Origin of the sequence: Clostridioides sp. ES-S-0001-03 (genome assembly GCF_020676075.1) — a bacterium.
Classification (GTDB): Bacteria; Bacillota; Clostridia; order Peptostreptococcales; family Peptostreptococcaceae; genus Clostridioides.
On the sequence record NZ_JACVWJ010000002.1, the window covers coordinates 393,546 to 411,908 of the forward strand.

16 protein-coding genes are annotated in these 18,363 nt (G+C 26.3%); 11 read left to right on the forward strand and 5 right to left on the reverse strand.

Going from position 1 to position 18,363, the window contains the following annotated elements:
* Positions 1 to 83 precede the first annotated feature (83 nt).
* Positions 84 to 893: a MerR family transcriptional regulator gene (locus IC174_RS05005; RefSeq protein WP_227432767.1), complete on the forward strand. Its 810-nt coding sequence runs from the start codon at positions 84 to 86 to the stop codon at positions 891 to 893.
* 440 nt (positions 894 to 1,333) lie between these two features.
* Entirely contained in the window at positions 1,334 to 2,017 is a 684-nt protein-coding gene (locus IC174_RS05010) for a hypothetical protein (RefSeq protein WP_227482295.1), read from the forward strand.
* A gap of 43 nt (positions 2,018 to 2,060) precedes the next feature.
* Here the strand turns inward: IC174_RS05010 and IC174_RS05015 are convergent, their stop codons facing one another.
* The 3 genes from IC174_RS05015 to IC174_RS05025 all read right to left on the reverse strand — a co-directional run bounded on the left by IC174_RS05015 (position 2,061) and on the right by IC174_RS05025 (position 3,867).
* On the reverse strand, positions 2,061 to 2,735 hold the full coding sequence (locus IC174_RS05015; protein ID WP_227432770.1) for an MgtC/SapB family protein: 675 nt from the start codon (positions 2,733 to 2,735) through the stop codon (positions 2,061 to 2,063).
* A gap of 220 nt (positions 2,736 to 2,955) precedes the next feature.
* Entirely contained in the window at positions 2,956 to 3,510 is a 555-nt protein-coding gene (locus IC174_RS05020) for a cysteine hydrolase family protein (protein WP_227432771.1), read from the reverse strand.
* A 78-nt stretch (positions 3,511 to 3,588) separates the two neighbouring features.
* Positions 3,589 to 3,867 (reverse strand): winged helix-turn-helix transcriptional regulator, encoded by a 279-nt coding sequence (locus IC174_RS05025; protein WP_413926667.1) that lies wholly within the window; start codon positions 3,865 to 3,867, stop codon positions 3,589 to 3,591.
* A 312-nt stretch (positions 3,868 to 4,179) separates the two neighbouring features.
* Here IC174_RS05025 and IC174_RS21050 point away from each other — a divergent pair, with 312 nt between their 5' ends.
* Together IC174_RS21050 and IC174_RS05030 are read left to right on the forward strand one after the other, a co-directional pair.
* Positions 4,180 to 4,314: a hypothetical protein gene (locus IC174_RS21050; protein ID WP_255287760.1), complete on the forward strand. Its 135-nt coding sequence runs from the start codon at positions 4,180 to 4,182 to the stop codon at positions 4,312 to 4,314.
* A gap of 195 nt (positions 4,315 to 4,509) precedes the next feature.
* The gene (locus IC174_RS05030; RefSeq protein WP_227482296.1) at positions 4,510 to 5,295 is read left to right on the forward strand and encodes a GNAT family N-acetyltransferase; all 786 of its coding nucleotides are present in this window, start codon (positions 4,510 to 4,512) and stop codon (positions 5,293 to 5,295) included.
* Between the two features lie 93 nt (positions 5,296 to 5,388).
* Here the strand turns inward: IC174_RS05030 and pdaA are convergent, their stop codons facing one another.
* Positions 5,389 to 6,213 (reverse strand): delta-lactam-biosynthetic de-N-acetylase, encoded by an 825-nt coding sequence (gene pdaA / locus IC174_RS05035; RefSeq protein ID WP_227432773.1) that lies wholly within the window; start codon positions 6,211 to 6,213, stop codon positions 5,389 to 5,391.
* Positions 6,214 to 6,437: 224 nt separating this feature from the next.
* On the opposite strand from pdaA, the gene IC174_RS05040 reads away from it, so the two are divergent.
* Positions 6,438 to 9,548 (forward strand): helicase C-terminal domain-containing protein, encoded by a 3,111-nt coding sequence (locus IC174_RS05040; protein WP_227482297.1) that lies wholly within the window; start codon positions 6,438 to 6,440, stop codon positions 9,546 to 9,548.
* A gap of 24 nt (positions 9,549 to 9,572) precedes the next feature.
* On the forward strand, positions 9,573 to 10,172 hold the full coding sequence (locus tag IC174_RS05045) for a ribonuclease H family protein (RefSeq protein ID WP_227482298.1): 600 nt from the start codon (positions 9,573 to 9,575) through the stop codon (positions 10,170 to 10,172).
* Positions 10,173 to 10,356: 184 nt separating this feature from the next.
* Here IC174_RS05045 and IC174_RS05050 read toward each other — a convergent pair whose 3' ends face one another.
* Entirely contained in the window at positions 10,357 to 12,480 is a 2,124-nt protein-coding gene (locus IC174_RS05050; RefSeq protein WP_227432778.1) for a peroxiredoxin, read from the reverse strand.
* Positions 12,481 to 12,744: 264 nt separating this feature from the next.
* Here IC174_RS05050 and IC174_RS05055 point away from each other — a divergent pair, with 264 nt between their 5' ends.
* The 5 genes from IC174_RS05055 (at position 12,745) to IC174_RS05075 (ending at position 18,331) form a co-directional block, all read left to right on the forward strand.
* Positions 12,745 to 12,993 carry a hypothetical protein gene (locus tag IC174_RS05055; RefSeq protein ID WP_255612780.1) on the forward strand — a complete coding sequence of 83 codons (249 nt, stop codon included), beginning with the start codon at positions 12,745 to 12,747 and terminating at the stop codon, positions 12,991 to 12,993.
* Between the two features lie 164 nt (positions 12,994 to 13,157).
* On the forward strand, positions 13,158 to 14,549 hold the full coding sequence (locus IC174_RS05060; protein ID WP_227482299.1) for a UbiD family decarboxylase: 1,392 nt from the start codon (positions 13,158 to 13,160) through the stop codon (positions 14,547 to 14,549).
* Positions 14,550 to 14,672: 123 nt separating this feature from the next.
* Entirely contained in the window at positions 14,673 to 16,142 is a 1,470-nt protein-coding gene (locus IC174_RS05065) for a VanW family protein (RefSeq protein ID WP_227482300.1), read from the forward strand.
* Positions 16,143 to 16,206: 64 nt separating this feature from the next.
* A complete protein-coding gene (locus IC174_RS05070; RefSeq protein ID WP_227432784.1) occupies positions 16,207 to 16,800 on the forward strand; it encodes a GAF domain-containing protein in 594 nt (197 codons plus the stop codon).
* Positions 16,801 to 16,930: 130 nt separating this feature from the next.
* The gene (locus IC174_RS05075) at positions 16,931 to 18,331 is read left to right on the forward strand and encodes a tetratricopeptide repeat protein (RefSeq protein WP_227855086.1); all 1,401 of its coding nucleotides are present in this window, start codon (positions 16,931 to 16,933) and stop codon (positions 18,329 to 18,331) included.
* The last annotated feature ends 32 nt before the right edge of the window (positions 18,332 to 18,363 follow it).

The following is an 18,363-nucleotide window of genomic DNA, read 5'->3' on the forward strand; positions in this document are numbered from 1 at the left end:
GTATATTCTAAAATAGAATTAGGGAAATAGACGAGTTATTTATTTTTAAGAAAAAATATAATTATGGAGGTCTTTATATATAAATGAAAGATTATTATAAAATAGGAGAAATATCTAAAATATATGGTATAGGAAGAGATTCTTTAATGTACTATGAAGAAATAGGAATTCTAAAACCATTTAGAGATACCAATGGATATAGAATGTATAATATATCTGATATATGGAAATTGAATTTGATAAAAGAATTTAGAAGTTTGAATTTTCCAATGAAAAAGATAAAAGAATATTTAGACGATAGAAGTATAGAATCTACAAAAACTATATTAAATGAAGAACTTGATTTAATTGACAAAAAGATGCTTGAACTTGTAAGTCACAAGGAAAATATCATAACAAGATTAAGTTCAATTGAAAGTGTGATTCAAAATACTAAAATAGATGAGATAGAAGTTGTATATATAGAAAAAAGAAAAGCCTTAGAATTAAATGCTGATATAGAAAGAGATGAGGATTTTGATTTCTTAATTCAAAAGCTTCAAAAAGAATATGAAGACAGATTTAATATACTTGGAAATAATAATATTGGTTCTGCTTTTTCTATTGAAGCAATCAATAATGGTATCTTTAATGAGTTTAAGTCTGTATTTTGTTTTTTGGAAGATAATGAGGAGATATATAATATAGTTTTTGATGAGGGGTACTATGTAACATTAAATTATACTGGAAGTAACTCTAATAATAAAATATATATGGAAAAAGTATTTAGATTTATAGAAGAAAATAATTATAAAATAAATGCTGCGCCAATAGAGATATATAAAATAGATATACATGAAACTGGAATTGTAGATGAATTTGTAACTGAAATTCAAGTTCCTGTAAATAAATAGCTAAATTTTAATAAACTAGACAATAAATAACATAAAAAAATGTAAATTTGCCACCAATTTGCCACTTTATTATAAAATCGGTGGCAAATTGTATTTTAAGAACTTCTAAAATATTTACTGTTTCATTTCCATTCTATGTGTGACATAAGAATAAGTCTTAATTATGTTTTATATTGGTTAAAGTATAAGTAGATAGTGTTTAGATTGAAAATTAGTAATAATTATCTTTATACCCAATTAACAATATATAATTTTGATTTTCGACAACATTTATTATTTGTTTACTATATAATTTAATTAATAATGTATAAACAGGGGGATATAGGATGAAAATTAAGGGATTATTAAAAATTAACATCAATATTTATCAGACTTAAATCTTATTAGATTGATAGTCATGGATGATAAAGTAGTTAACTTAATGTTTTGGAGGGGAATTTATGTTTGAGAAGTTTAAAGTATTAAAAAGTTGGCAAAAGATATTAATTGTTATTATAGGAATTTTATTATTACCATTAACATTATTATTATTGTCTATTCTATTTTTAGTAAAAAGTGTAAATAAAAATAGTAATAAAATAGTAAAAACATTAAAAGTTGTTATAAGCCTATTTGTAGTGTTTATACTCTTAATGTTCAATTGGGTATGGTGGGGAGCAACGTTCAAAGTAGCAACAGAACCTAACTTAAATGAGCAACAAGAAATAAAAAGAAAAGAAGAACAGGATACAAAAGACAAGGAAGTAAAAGAAAAACAAGAATTAAAAGCAAAAGAAGAAAAAGATAACTTAGAGAAACAAAAGAAAAAAGAGTTAGAAGAAAAGAAAAAACAAGAGGAGTTAGAGTTAGCTCAGAAAGAAAAAGAAGAAAAGGAAAAAGCAGAAAAACTTGATAAAGAAAGTGTCGATAAGTCAACTGAAAACGTTCAAGTTCAAAATCCTAAAACTGAAGAATCAAATCCAAACAACCAAAAAACATCTGAAACTGTATATGCAAATGGAGGAAAATCTAAATCAAATAAATATCATTCTTCTCCTACTGCACATAATATGGAAGGTGCAATTTCAATGAGTAGAGAAGAAGCAGAAGCAAATGGATATGTAGCTTGTAAAATATGTTATTAGTAACAAAGAAATAGACTAGTGTTTAGCTAGTCTATTTTTTATATTATATCTCTAAAGATTCTATAAGAGGATTATCACTAAACAACTTTAACAGATTTGTCTTTTTATATCCTTTGGGTAATTTAGTATAGATAATTACTTCTAGCCAATCTCCATCAATGCGTTTAATATTCATATTTATAATTTCAATTTTAGACTGCTTAAATTTTTCTTCAATATATGAGATTGAATCAGTGCTGTTAGAAATTTTGAGAGAGACCTGCTCTGCTGTAGGGAGTTTCATCCATTTCCTATCTCTATGAAGTAGTATTTGCGTGATAACGATAATAATGCTTGAAACAATACCAAGTAAGTATAATCCACAACCAATTGCAAGCCCTGTACCTGCTGTCGCCCATATACCAGCAGCTGTAGTAAGTCCACTCACTGATTGATTTCTGATAAATATCAATCCAGCTCCTAAAAAACCTATCCCACTGACAACCTGTGCTGCAACACGGGCAGGGTCTAAACCAATACCTGGAGTACCTACTACATCATCAAACCCATATTTAGAAACAATGATTATAAGTGCTGATCCTAGTGCTACTATAAAATGAGTTCGGATTCCAGCTTCTTTTAGCCTATTCTTTCTTTCATATCCAATCAAAGCTCCACATAAACCAGCAATAATGATTCTTGCTATATATTCAAATTGAATAAGTATATGATTATTCATCTATTTAGCACCCCCTTTTATGTAATATTATATATACTATAACACTACATTTTTTATGTGGATATAGTAACATTTGAAAATTATATGATTGTTGCACCTAAATCTAAAATCAGAAAAAGTATTTTATATATATAAAAATACTAGAAGGGATATATAAGATTATATGATTAAAGAGCAAACTTAAATTAATTAAGTTTGCTCTTTATAATGGTAAATATTTTTATTTACAATAATTAGACAAAAAAATGTCTGTATTTTTTATATCTGCAAAACTAGATTGTAAGGATGCCATAAATACTTGATGTACAATTTCAGCATTAATCTCTTTGTCATCCCAAAATAAATTTTTTGTTGTGCAAGCATCGCTTATAAGCGTAATATCGTATCCAAGTTTCTTTGCTGTTCTTACACTTGTATCAATACACATATGACTCATCATTCCACAAATCACTAATTTATCTATGTTTTTTTCTTCAAGACAACTTTGTAAACGTGTTTTAAAAAAACTATCTGGTGTATTTTTAATGATAATTTCTTCATTCTCAAGTGGAAAAACATTTTTATTTATTTTTGCACCATAAGTGTCGGGGAGAAAGAATGATGAAGTTGAACTCATTGATATATGCTGTATATGAATAATTGGTAAGTTATTTTTTCTAAAGAGTGTCAGTATTTTTTTAGCATTTTCAGCAGTTTTTTCTGTATTAAATAATTCACATTTCCCATTTTTAAAATAATCATTTTGAATATCAATTAAAATTAAAGCTATAGACATATTTATACCTCCTTATATATTTTAATTATAATACTGCTAAATGAAATGTAAATTACTTACTTTTTGGTATGTATAGAATTATTTATTATAACAGATTCCTTTATTGTCTAAAAATTCTTGTTGTCCATGTTCAAGCATATATTCTATACCTATTTCTTGCATTATCTCTACAGCTTGTAGCATTTTTTTGCCACGATTGGTAAGAAAATATTCAGTATGTAATGGATATCCAGTTGAACTGATTTTATCAACAATACCAAATTCTCTAAGTTCTTTTAATTGTTGGATTAACATTTTTTGACTTATTCCATCTATACTATGCTCTAAGTTAGAGAATGTTTTATTACATTGTCTCAACTTGAATACAATTATAGTCTTCCATTTCCCTTTAATGATATCATGTACAATTTCAAGAGGGCATGTATATTCATCTCTTATTTTTATAATATATCACCTCCATAAAATGATAATAAATTATATCACTGTTTTTATAATATGACAAATCTATATGAAGTATATATAAAATTTGTGTTTTATTAAGTTCTAAATTTCTTCTAATATAGTTCACACTTAGTACACAAATAGTTAGTAATATATAAGTAAGTAATATATTTGATACAAATTAAATAATTTTAAAATAATTTATGATAATTTAGAGGAGGAAAATATATGAATATATCAAGAAAAGCTATGAGAATAATAGAATTAGCACAAAGGATTGCAACCAAGAGAGGTATCTCAGTAGAAGAAGCCTGGGATGAGGCATTAAAAGAATATAAACAGAAATACCAACATATTGCATAGAAATTTAAAAATATAGTTCAATTTTGTAAAGTAGAAAATATAATATAATCACTGATTGATTTTTCTGAAAAAATTATAAATTTACAAATTTAAATTATTTACAAAAATTTAGAATATTTAGTAGAAGTTAATAACTTTAAATGATACTATAAATTATAAGGTATATCATTATTAACACAAAAGGAGGATGTACACTTGATTGTAAAAATAGATAATACTTTAGAAAAAAAATTCTGGCAATATGTATCACATGAAGAAAGTTTAAACTTATTTATAATTGGATATGTTGAAAACTATGGATTTAGTTCTGATTCTCAAGAAGTATGGTCTCAGACAAAAGAAGGAAGTATAACTTCTATAATATTAAAAAATAAGTCAACACTTATAATCTATAGTTTAGAAAATAATTTTGATGTAGAAGAAATGAAAAGCCATATAAAAGGATTAGATATAGAAAGTATAAGTGGAAAAAAGTGTGTAATAGATAGACTAGTGAGTATATACAAAGATTTTTATGAAAAATTGGATAATAAATTTTGTATATTAAAGAAAATAAAAGAGCTAGATTTTTCTACTATGAATGAATATAGGATAGAAAAGGCATATGAAAAAGACATTGATGAAATAGGAAAACTTTTAAATGAATCAGGATATAAGGTAAGTCCAAATTACATAGAAGCAAGAAAAGAGTACTTAAAAGAAGGTAACGTAAGAGCATATTTCATAAAAGATAATAATTCTATGATTAGTACTGTATCAACTGGTATGGAAACTAGTTTTTTGGCAATGATAGTTTCTGTAAGTACAGACAAACAGCATAGAAAAAAAGGGCTTGCTAGTTATATGGTGTACAATTTAAGTAAAGAACTATTGTCAGAAGGGAAAATACCATGTCTTTTTTATAATAATGAAATAGCAGTAAAAATATATCAAAATATAGGATATGAAGAGATAAATGAATGGACAATGCTTTTTAAATAATTCTAAAACACAAAACTCCATCAAGAATTAAAGTATTTATAAATAGATTTATTTTTACTATAATTCATGAGGAGTTTTATTTTAATTAAAATGTTATTTTTTACTGCTTAAATAGTCAAGTGTTTTAAGTTTGTAACCTTCTTTTTCCCAATGTGTAAGTACTTCATCCAATATCTCAGTATTAGTTGAAGAATTTGGATGTAATAAAACTATTGCACCAGGATGTGTTCTAGAGTAAATTTTGTTTTTAGCAAACTCATGAGTAGGTTGTTTCTTTTCATACCAATCTACATAAGCAAAACTCCAAAATATAGATTTATAACCCAAGTCTTGTGTATATTTTAAAGATTGTTCACTAAATTTACCCATTGGTGGTCTAAAATATTTAGGCATTTCTTTTCCAGTAACATCTTTATATGCTTTTTCTACACTTGTAATTTCTTCTTTGAATTTTTCAAAATCTGTAATTCCAGCCATTGATGGATGACTTTTTGAGTGATTACAAACCAAATGACCTTCTTTTTCCATACGTTTTATTAAATCTGGATTACTTTTTATATAACTCTCAACTACGAAAAATTGTGCCTTTGCATTGTGTTTTTTTAGTGTATCTAGCAACTTTGGAGTGTTCCCACTTTCATATCCAGCATCAAATGATAAGTATATAACTTTTTCATTAGGGTTTCCTACATAATATGAATCATATTTCTTAAAAAAATTGGCTTCTTTTATAGGTGATGGTTGTTTACCATCCTCTCTAGGATTAAAATACCAATCATATTCATGTGTATCAAGTGTTGGACTAGAAATTTGAGTTTTTGTTTTATCTAGGGATTTAAAGTTCATACTAGCAATTCCAAAAAGTATTAAAGCGAATGCTCCTATCATAATGTATTTTTTCAGGCTATCTTTTTTCACAATGTCACCTCTTATTTAAAATTTCAAGTAAATCTTTCTTATAATATAGTTTGAATATTTATAGTTAAAAATATTCATATATACAAATAATAAATTAAAGAAGTTTCTTTTAAGATATATAAAATAACATTAATTATCTTAAACAAAATACATTATAAATGATAAAATATAAGGAGCAATTATTGTGTAGAAGTGAAATTGGTTTAACTTGAAGGGATAAAAAAATGAATAATATAATAAGTATATTGAATGATGTTGTTTTTTTAGATATAGAAGTTAGTGGAATAGACTATTTAAATTCAGAAATTTTAGAAGTTGGAGCTGTTAAAATTAAAGATTGGAAAGCTGAGACATATCAATCGTTAATAAAAAATAAAGCTGAAGTACCTATAGAAGTATTCTCTCTATGTGATAATCTTAAAAAAATTGATTTAGAAGATGCTTTTAATCTAAAAATGGTAGAAGAGGAGTTAAGAAATTTTGTAGGAGATAGTCTGATTATATGTCATGATTTAAGTTTTAAAATAAAGTTTTTTGAGTACTATATGCCAAAGCTAAAAAATAAATTTATTGATTCAATTGAGTTGGCAATTATTTTAGAGCCATATCATAAGGATTATAGTTTGGTGTATTTAAAAAGTATTTTAACTAGCGATAAATCTGAGACCAAGAATAGAGCTTTATCAGATGCTATTGATACTATAAATATTGTAAATTCTCTTTTAATAAGATTTAATAACCATGAGAAAACTAATTTAGAGCCATTAAGTTTTAAAATAAATTCATATCTAAATAAGTTTAATCTTGGAAAATGGGAATGGAGTAAATTTTTAGAAGAAGCAAACTATGATTTATCTCATGATGTAAGTATTATAAAAGAAGATGAGGAGTTTAATCCAAAAGAAGAAAATATAAAAGAAAAAGAAACTTTAAAAATTTTACGTGAGCAAGAAAAGAAATATGAAGAATTATTAAAATATAAGCATATATGGGAGAGTAAAGAGGGATTTACATATGAATATAGACCAGGTCAGTATGAGCTTACTAAGGCAATACGAGAATTGTTTAGAAATAATGAAGATGACGAAAAAATTGCGTGCATAGAGGCGCCAACAGGGATAGGAAAAAGTGTTGGATACTTATTGCCAGCTATATTAGAAGCTAGAATTAATAAAAAAAGATTGCTAATTTCTACTGATACAAAAGAATTGCAGATACAATTGATAAATAAAGATATTCCAAATGTGTTAAATTCTTTAGGGTTAAATGGTAAAGTAAGTTATGGATATATAAAGGGAAAAAACAACTATATATGTATAGATAGATTAGAAGCATATATAGCAGATTATGAGTCTCAAGAACCTACTAAAGAAGAAATATTATCTTTAATATTTTTAGAAAGATTAGTTGAAGGTGGTAAATATGGAGATATAGAAGAAATAAATTATTGGGTGTTGGATAACTTCAAGGAAATAAATACTCACTTAAGAAATATAAGTTGTGACCCAAACATGTGTAAACCTAAAAAATGTAAAAAAGATTGTCTATATAAAAATAGGACAGAAGAGTTAAAAGATGAACATATAACAGTAATAAACCACTCTTTACTGGCTAAATGGCCATATAAAGATGAAAAGCCTTTAGAAAATATAATAGTAGATGAGGCTCACAATTTAACTGAAAAAGGATATGATTTTTTTTCAAGTATCATAAATTCAAAGTCTTTAAGATACTTATTGCAAGAAATTTATCCTTATGAATTTATACAAGATAGTAGTTTTATGTATAAAAAAACTAATACAAACATGAAGAAAATAAAGGCTTTTGATAAATTCTATCATATATTAAAAATTGAAAGAAAAGATAAACAAAAGATTGCTAGGAGTATAAATCTTATTATTGAAGAAATAGATTCAATATTAGCATTTGGCAATTGTAGTGAATATGGTAATGTAAGCAATTATAACCTAAGATGGGAATTAAATTTACAAATAGATGAAATTGCAGGAAAAATAAAAAAAGATGATATAGATACTGAAGTTAGCTATAGATTGTATAGTGAAAAGATAAAACTAAGTTGTGAAAAAATAATAAAAAATTTAGTTTCAATAATAATTGTAATTTATAGGAATATTGATGATGATAGTATAGATAAAGAAACAGATATATATAAGTTTGGAAAAGCAAAGACAAGAGATTTAGAGGATATAAAAATTGTTTTTGAAATTTTCTTAGAGTATGATGAGAATGATGATTATGCAAGAATAGTTGAAATTGAAAAGAATTATAATGATTTTGAATTTAGAGTAGTTCCATTAAAAATAGCAGATTTATTTGAAGAAAATATTTTATCTCAGCTAGAGAAAGGAATATTTTTATCAGCAACCTTAAGTTTATCTCAAAATATGTCTTATTTTAAAACTACATTGGGAATAGATAGGGTTAAGAATATAGAAAAAATTATAGAACCAATTTTTGATTATAAGAATATGGTTTCTGTAGTAGCGCTTTCTGATATTTGTGAGTATAAAAATGCTGAATTTCCAAATGAAATAAGTAAAATTATATCGAATATATCATGCATTACAGAAGGGCATATGTTAGCTCTTTTTAATAGTAAAAATAGACAAGAAAAAACTTATGATATATTAAAAAAATATTTGCATGGTTTAAATTTAGAAATTTATGCTAATAAAAAAGGTGTTAGACATCTTAATGATTTAAATAGAAAGTGTGTAGTACTTGGCTCAAAAGGATGTTTTGAAGGTGTAGACATTCCAGGCGATGGTTTGGTATGTGTAACTTTGGACAAGCTTCCTAATTTAAACCCTAAAGACCCTTTGTATTATACTATAATGAAGAAGTATAATATAGATTATTACAGTATAAATTATCCCCAGATGACTATAAAAGTAAAGCAAGCTATGGGAAGACTTTTAAGAAGTAAATATGATTATGGATGCTTTGTGATTTTTGATGTTGGCACTAATATAAGCACATTAAAAAGACTAGAGCAAGATTTGCATGGTTGTAAAATTTTAAAGATGAATAGTAACGATTTTTATACTTATGCAAAAAAACACTTAAATAAATCTAGAAGCCTAATACTAAAATCTGTTATATTTGATACTATAAAAGCATTACAGGTCAATACTAAAATAGAAAATGATGAAGTTGATAAAAATACTATAAAAAAAGATATCAATGAAAATATAAGGCAAAGAGCTGTAAAAGGAGAAGTATATCATATAGATATTGAAAACAAAGATATGAGAGTAAAGTATTTCGATAAAAATTATCTAATAAATCTAGATATATTTATGAGAGAAACATAAAAACTAATGGTGGGAGTGATATATTTGGCAAAACAAAAGTTTTATGCTGTAAAAAAGGGCAAAAAAATTGGAATATATGAGACATGGGATGAGTGTAAAAAACAAGTAAATGGATTTTCAAGAGCTGAATACAAGAGTTTTACTACATCACAGGAAGCAAAAGAGTATGTTTATGGAGCAACAAAACCAACATTTAAAGAAGATGAAGAATTTATAGAAGCATATGTTGATGGTAGTTATGAGCATTCAATAAAGATGTATGGTTCAGGTGTTGTAATTCTAAAGAAGAATGAAGTTATAAAAACTTATAGTAAAAATGGAAAAGAGCAAACTTTAGTAGGTATGAGAAATGTGGCGGGTGAGATAGAAGCTTCTAAAATTGCAATGCAGTACTGTATTGATAATAATATTCAAAACCTGATTTTATATTTTGACTATGAAGGTATTGAAAAGTGGTGCACTGGAGTTTGGAAAACAAATAAAGAAGGAACTATAGCATATAAAAACTTTTATGATAGTATCAAAACTGAGTTAAATGTCAGATTTATGAAAGTTAAAGCGCATTCTGGAAATAAATATAATGAAGAAGCTGATAAGTTAGCCAAAAAAGCTATTGGTATATAATTAGGAATTAGCATGCTATTAAAAAAACATTGACTTATAACCAAAAAAGCAGGATTGTATTATAATAAGATAAGTTTCTGATTTCAAAATAATTGATATTATTATCAATTAAGTAAAACTCATTTAATATAATGCAATCTGCTTTTTTATATGTCAAAAGTATAAAATTTTATATTATGTCTAATTAGAATTGACCATAAAGACCTTCAAGTTCTTCTTTTAACAATTCAGGGTCATTTATACCAATAGACATAGTTCTAGCTAATATATTTGCCTGGTCATAAGTTGATGTCCAAGAGAATACACCACCTAAACAGTTTCTAAGCACATATTGAGTTTTTAAGAATATAGATAATGAATCATCATATGACATTGCAAATTCTCCATCTTTAACTAAATATGGAACCTGAGCAACTCTATCAAATCTATATTCATATCCATTTTTATTTATATAATCTTTTCTAAGTTCATCATAAGTTCTTGTTATAGTGGCACCTAATCTTCCATAAAATGGAAGGCCAAGAAGGATTTTTTCAGAAGGCATTCCAGCATTTTCAAGGTTTCTAACCATTGCATCAACACTATATCCTGGTAAGGATAAGTCTGAGTCAAAAAGGTTTGCCTGATGTTTTCTGCCATTTGGCCCTGTTTCACCTGCTGTGAAATCATAACTCATAAGATTAAAATAATCTATTATTGGAGCTATTTTATCTATTTCAGCACTTGAGTTTATATATCCCATATCCCCTGTTCCAGCTACACTAAGCCATTTCTCATCTCCTATAACGTCTCTTATAGCTGTTAGTAAAAGTGTGAAATTTTCTCTATCTTGAGGTCTCGATTTTATACCAGCTGCACTACTTCCAGGATATTCCCAGTCAATATCAACTCCATCTAAAGCATATTCATTTATCATTTGATTGACTTGTCTTGCAAAGTTATATCTGGATGTAGGCGTTAAAGCTGCATCGGAGAATCCTTCAGCTCCCCAACCACCAATGGCTACAATTACTTTTAAGCTAGGCTTTTCAGCTTTAAGCGCAAGCAATTGGTTTAGGAATCTAGGATAAGGAATAAATAAATTACCATATTGGTCTATTTCAGCAAATGCAAAAATAACTGCATCTAATAACTGAGCATCTACATTAGTTGGATTACCAAGAACATATTCCATTACAATAGGATTTATATCTGGACAATTTATATTTTCAACTATTGGATTATATGGGTCATTTATTTGTGGTCTAACTAACTTCTTTGAGTCTTTTAATGTTTTCATAGCTATTTTTTTAGAATTTTTTTCACTTGTATAATCATAGTTTTTATAATTTTGTTTATAGAAATCCTCATAGCTATTATCTTCTTTATCGCATTTATCATAGCTATTATCCTCTTTACTACATTTATCGTATTTGTATTTTATTTCATCACAGGATTTATCTTTAAGTTTATCCTGTTTGGAGTTATGAATTTTGTTAGTATTTTTAGTATGTTTTTGTTCACAATCACAACTATCTTTAACATCCTTATTGTATTCTTGTTTATGGTCATGAGATTTGTTTATACACTTAATATTTTCTTGTTCGTAATCATTTTCAATATTTTTAGTATGTTCTTTTTTACAACTGTAAGTATCATCAATATTTTTAGTATATTCTTCATCTGTGTAATTATCTGGCACAAAACATAAGTACCAATCCATACATGAATACTTTTTATTACAACTATTTACTCTATTTTTTAACTCTTTATAGTTTTTAGGATATGGCAAGATAACAGGCATTCCAGGGAACCAGTTTGCAGGAGTAACTACATTATCTCTATCACTAGTTTGAAGAGCATCTACTATTCTAAGTATTTCTGGTATATTTCTTCCTGTAGTCAATGGATAATAAAGAATAGTTCTTAATATTTGATTATTATCTATAATAAATACAGAACGGATAGTAGATGTATCACTCATTGGTTTTGATATCATGCCATATAATTTGGCAATTCTCATATCTCTATCTTCTATGATAGGGAATGGGATTTCTACACCTGTAAGTAAAAACATATTGTACATCCAAGCTAAATGAGAGCTATTGCTATCAACACTTAGGCCGATTAATTCTGTATTTCTTTTCTTAAATTCATCATAATATTTAGCAAAGCATAAAAATTCAGTAGTACAAACTGGTGTAAAATCACCAGGATGTGAAAATAAAACAACCCAATTACCTTTGTAATCAGACAGTCTAATAGGGCCATCTGTTGTATTGGCTTTAAAATCAGGAGCCTTGGATCCTAAACTTGGCAAATTTGGCATGTAAATCACCCCTCAATAAATTATCATTTATTTCATTCTATTAATTAGCACAGATTAGTGTTACTATTTTATAAAAATGAAGGAATACTAATGTCAAAAAAAGATATTTATTAAAAATATTTAATATTTTCGTAATATAAATGACAATAATAATTGCTATTTTTTTACTAATTTGGTATAGTAATGGATAAGGGGTAGTGTCAATATTAGTGATTATACGAGGTGATTGGATTGAAAAAAATTCTAAGAATTTTAGTTATCTCCATGATGATATGTTTTGCAATGACTTTTGCATTAGTATTAATAAATTCAGTTATGGGAGTACATGTAGGATTGGATTATTACTTTTTAATGGCGAGTGTGCTTACAGTATGCTTGACTACAGGAGTTGTTTTATGCAATGCTAGAAAAATATTTGCTAACAAAACTATACATACAACAAGAATGAAAAATGTCAGTGCTAATAAAAAACAAAAAAGTCATTCTAGGGATATAAAAAGAAAGATATCATAATTTATGTAAAGGAAATATTTATGTATAAAATAATGATTGGTAGGTAAAATAAAAACACGATTTAACTTGTGTTTTTATTTTTTTTCAGGAATTATGATATAATAACCAATAAGAAATTTAGTTTATCATAAATATAAATATTGCTAAATAGAGAGGGAACTATAATGAATTTTAGAGATTTATTTGAAAAAACTGTAGATTTTATTGATGAAAAAAGAAAATCTATAGTAGCAGTTTCATTATCAGCATTAGGCATACTTGTTTTACTCATAGTATTTTTCTTAAGTAGTAATGAATTTAGTGTAGGAAATGAAGCAAATGAGTTGTTAAAAATTGTAGAGAAAAGACAATACTCTATTGCTGTGGATTACTATGCAAGTGTAGATAAAAAGTTTTCTGATTCAAAAATGGAAAGGTTTAATAAATCCATTTCTAAAAAAATAAATAAATTATTATTAAATAGTGGTGACAAATATTTAGATGGAGATATAAGTCAAGAAAGTTTTATTGGATTAATAAATACAGTAAAATCATTAGATAAAATAAATATAAATGTAGATGATTTAATAACTCAAGCTAATAGAGTTGGAGAAATGTATAAAGAAGAAAATATTACTTACAATGTGGCAATTTCTTACATAAATACTATTTCAATTTTAAATGGTATAGGTGGCAACTTAGATGTATACAAGCAAAATGTAGAAACAATTAAAGAATCTAGAGATGTTTATGACTCTGCAGTAAAAGACCAAAAAGTATATAAATATTATGATGCTATTGAAAAATATAATAAAGTATTAAAAGAAGACGAAAAATATTATAACCTAGCTCAAAATGCTAAAAAACAATGTGTTGAAGAAATGTATGATTACTATATAAGTAAAGCAGAAGAAGCAAACACTTCTGGTGATTATGAGAAAGCATTACAGTATATAGACTATCTAAAAGAAGACTATTCAGACGATGAAAAGGTACAAAGTTTAGAGAAGAAATATAAAAAGAATTTATCATTGTATACTTTAACATCTGATGACATTATAAATATAATCTCTAAAAAAAGTGGGAAAGAAAAGGCAAATCTATCTATAAACTCACTTCCACAAATGGTAAAAAACGATAAATACTATTATGCTGAGGTATATGAGTATGATAAATTAATAAATGAAGTTTTAATAAGTGCAAAAACTAAAGATTTATATTCATATAAAGATGGTAAAAAAGATTATAAGGTGGACTATGGAGAAGGATATTTTAGAATACTAGAAGATGGAAGCTATCAATTTGGTATTACTAAAGATAAAGCTAAATTTGTGTTGACTAATACTCTTGATGAAAAAGAAAATAAATATAAAAAGATTGATATATTGGATATAGAAAAAGCTGATAAATATGTAAAAAGTAAAAAAAGTTTAGAAGAATTATTTGGAAAACAAAAAAATATTTATTATTATGCTGTAGTAAACAAAGGTTTATTTAGAGGAAAAGAAGTTTATGCTATCAACATATACAATGAAAAAATATATTCTATATCAGAAAAAGGATTGAGTGAATATTAGTTATTTATATTGATAATGTTAAATTATTATATAATTAAAAAATTTTTAGGTTTTTAAGGCACATTATGTAGTAATATAATAGTAGGTGTATATAAATAATTTTATTGTAAGGAGAAGTAAGGGATGATTAATGTGAACAAAAAGCTAGTTATAGCTATTGGAGCTGTAGCATTATTATTAGTAATATTTGTAGGTATAATGTGTATACAGTTTAAAGGGGAGAAAATAGCAAAAAACACATATGTTAATGGCATAAGTGTTGGAGGATTAACTAAATCTCAGGCTAAGCAGGAATTAGCTAAAAAATACAATTTAGATAATGTTGAATTTAATTACAACGATAGAAATTGGAAAGTTAAAAGTCAAGACCTAAATTTATCTGCTGATTTGGATAAAACTGTAGAAAATGCATATAATTTAAATAGAAAGAATGGTTTCTTTAGCAACCTATCAAAAACTATTTCAGCAAATTTTGGTAAAAAGAGTGATTTAGTAGTAGTAACAAATTATGATAAAAATAAGTTAAAAACAGAAATGGAAAAAATAGCTAAAGAAATAGATGTAGAGGTAAAAGATGCAACAATTGATATAAGTAGTGATAAGGTAAAGGTTGTACCAGATTCTGATGGCCTTAAAATGGATATTTCTAAGAGTATGAATAGTTTTGACAGTCAGGTTAAAAAAGGAAAGTATACAAATAAGTTAGTGGTAAAAGCTACTTCAGCAAAAATAAAAAAAGAGCAACTTGCTAATATAGACACAAATTTAGGTAAATATGCAACAACATTTAAAACTTCTCAGGTAAATAGAAGTATAAATATAAAATTAGCAACAGATAGTATAAGTAATATTTTACTTATGCCAGGAGAAACTTTTTCGTTTAATGAACATACAGGAAAAAGAAGCAAAGCGAATGGCTACAAAAGTGCTCCTGTTATAGTAGAGGGAGAAATGGAAGAGGATTATGGTGGAGGAGTTTGTCAAGTTTCATCAACTCTATATAATTCTGTTTTATATGCAGGCTTAGAAATTACTAATGTAAAAAATCATACTATACCATCAAGTTATGTTCCAAAAGGAAGGGATGCCACTGTTGCAGACAGCGGAATAGATTTCTTATTTAAAAACAATCTTAAGCATCCAATTTACATAAAAAATTATGTTTCAGGAAATCAAATTGTTTGCAATATATATGGAAGTGCAGAGGATAAACAAAATATAACAATATCAACAAAATTAGATGGAGTTTCACAAACTACAATGAAGAGGGTCAATGATTCTTCAATGCCTAAAGGAAAAGAAAAAGTAGATAAGAGTGGAAGAAATGCATACTCTGTATCAACATATAGAACATTTAATGATGCAAATGGCAAGAAAATTAAAACTGAAAAAATAGCTAATTCATATTATCCTAAGAAGGAAGGTATTATATTAGTTGGAACTATGGAACCAAAACCAGAAGAAAAGCCAAAGACAGATGAAAATAAAGATAATCAAAATACAAATAATCAAAATACAGATAATAAACCAAAACCAGAAACACCACCAACTGATAATAAACCTAGTGAGACACAACCACAACCACAAGCTTAAAGTTCTCAAGAATAGGATTTATGTAGAGTATTAAAAAATATAAATCTAAATAGGAGGGATTACTTTGAATTTAAATAATATAACTAATTACGTTCAAAGTATTTGCGAGAATATTTCTAATGTGTTAGATGTAGATGTTACTTTAGTTACAAAAGATTTGACTAGGATAGCAGGAACAGGAATATTCAGAGGTAAAATAGGAGAAACAATATCAGAGAAATCTGTGTATTCTCTTGTTTTAAAAGATGGAAAATCCTATGTTATAAATAAGGAAATAGAAGAGAACTGTAATAAGTGTGCAAATAGAGAAAACTGTAAAGAGTTAGCAGATATCTGTACTCCTGTTAAAATGGGAGAACATATACTTGGAATATTGGGTATAGCTGCATTTAATGAAGAGCAAAAAGAAAAGATACTTTCAAAAGATAAGGAATTAACTGCTTTTGTAAGGAGTATGTCTGATTTAATATCTTTTAAATTGGATGAACTATACAAACAAGAGGTTAAGACTATGGATGACCTTGAAAGAGAAGCTATAGAAAATGCTATCAAAAAATATGGCAGTAATACAGAAGGAATGAAAAAAGTAGCAGAAGCATTGAATATAGGTATAGCTACTCTTTATAGAAAAGTAAAAAAATTCAACATTAAAAGTTAGTAATATTGTAAAAAAGGTAACCTTTTCATAAAAAGAATTGGATTACCTTTTTTATTGTGAGAATAATGGCAAAAAATGTATAGTTTTGACTTGACATATTAAATATGTTATCTTAAATATATATTTTGAAGTGGAGGTGATTATTATTTTAGTAAAAGATATAAAACAAGATATAGAAAACATGCCTAGAAAAATTTTAGATATATCTTTGATAGAAGAAAATAAAAGCGATTTAACTTTTTTTAACATAGAAGAAGAAGATGGTGATGAGACACTAAAAGCATTAAAACAAAGCTATGTGACTACTAATTATAAAGAAGAGACTCTTTTAAATTTACAAGGAGCTTTGAAGTCAAAGTCAGATACAACATCAAAGGAGTTAAAATTAGAATCATATAAAAGGTACAATAATGCATTGGACTTAGCGTATAAAGACTATATAACTAGTGCTGTTAATATGGTAAATAAAGCTTTAGAAATAAATCCTAAAGATATTGATATATTAAATCTTAGAGGGCTTCTAAAGTTATTAAAATGCGATTTTGCTAAATCATTTGAAAGTTTTTATACTGCTCTATGTTATGAAAATAATCATATATCAAGAAAATATGTTAATTTAATTTCATCTGAAGATTTCAAAACATTTTTAGGCAGATACAATCATTCTATAAGGTTTATAAATGAAGAAATGAATTATGAGTCAATACATATTTTGGAGAATATAGTAGAGGAAGAACCACAACTAATAGAACCATATGTAATCTTATCTTTATTGTATGATAAACTAGGTAATGTAAAAAAGAGAGAAGGATATTTGGACAGACTCAAAGAGATAGATAAAGATAATCCAGTATTTGAAAAAGAAGAAGAGAAACCAGAAGATACAAGTAAAAAAGAAGAGGAAAAACGAGTTAAAAAGAAGAAGAAAAATAGCTTACCATATATTATATTTGCTTGTATTGTAATTGCAATGGGTGTATATTTTATTCAAAGTAAAAAGAGAATAGAAACCTTGAATAATCAGATAAGTAAGAAAGATGAGAAGTTAACTGAAACTGATAAAAAACTGGGTGAAACAAATAAAGAATTAGAAAAAACAAATAAAGAGTTAGATGAAGCTAAAAATAAAGAACCAGAAAAAGAAATCACTGTAGCTAATGAGGAAGACTTATACTATAAGGCTTTAGATTTAAAGAAAAATAAAGAGTATGAAAAAGCGATAGATAGTTTCAAAAGTATAGTTTCCTCAGGAAAAACTAAAAAATACATTTCTGAATCAATATATCAATTAGCAATAACAAATAAAGCATTGAAAAATAAGGATGAAGCTATAAAGTATTATAAGAAGTATATAAATACGTATACTAAAAATGACCAGTACTATGATGATTCATACTATGAGTTAGGCATGCTATATTATGATAATGGAGATTTAGAAAATGCAAAAAAAACTTTTTATAGTTTAAGAAGTGAAGTTCCAGATAGTATGTATAACAATTCAAAAATAAAAGAAATTTTAAGCAAAAAATAGATTTATATAATTAAGTTTTTTGAAACAACCAA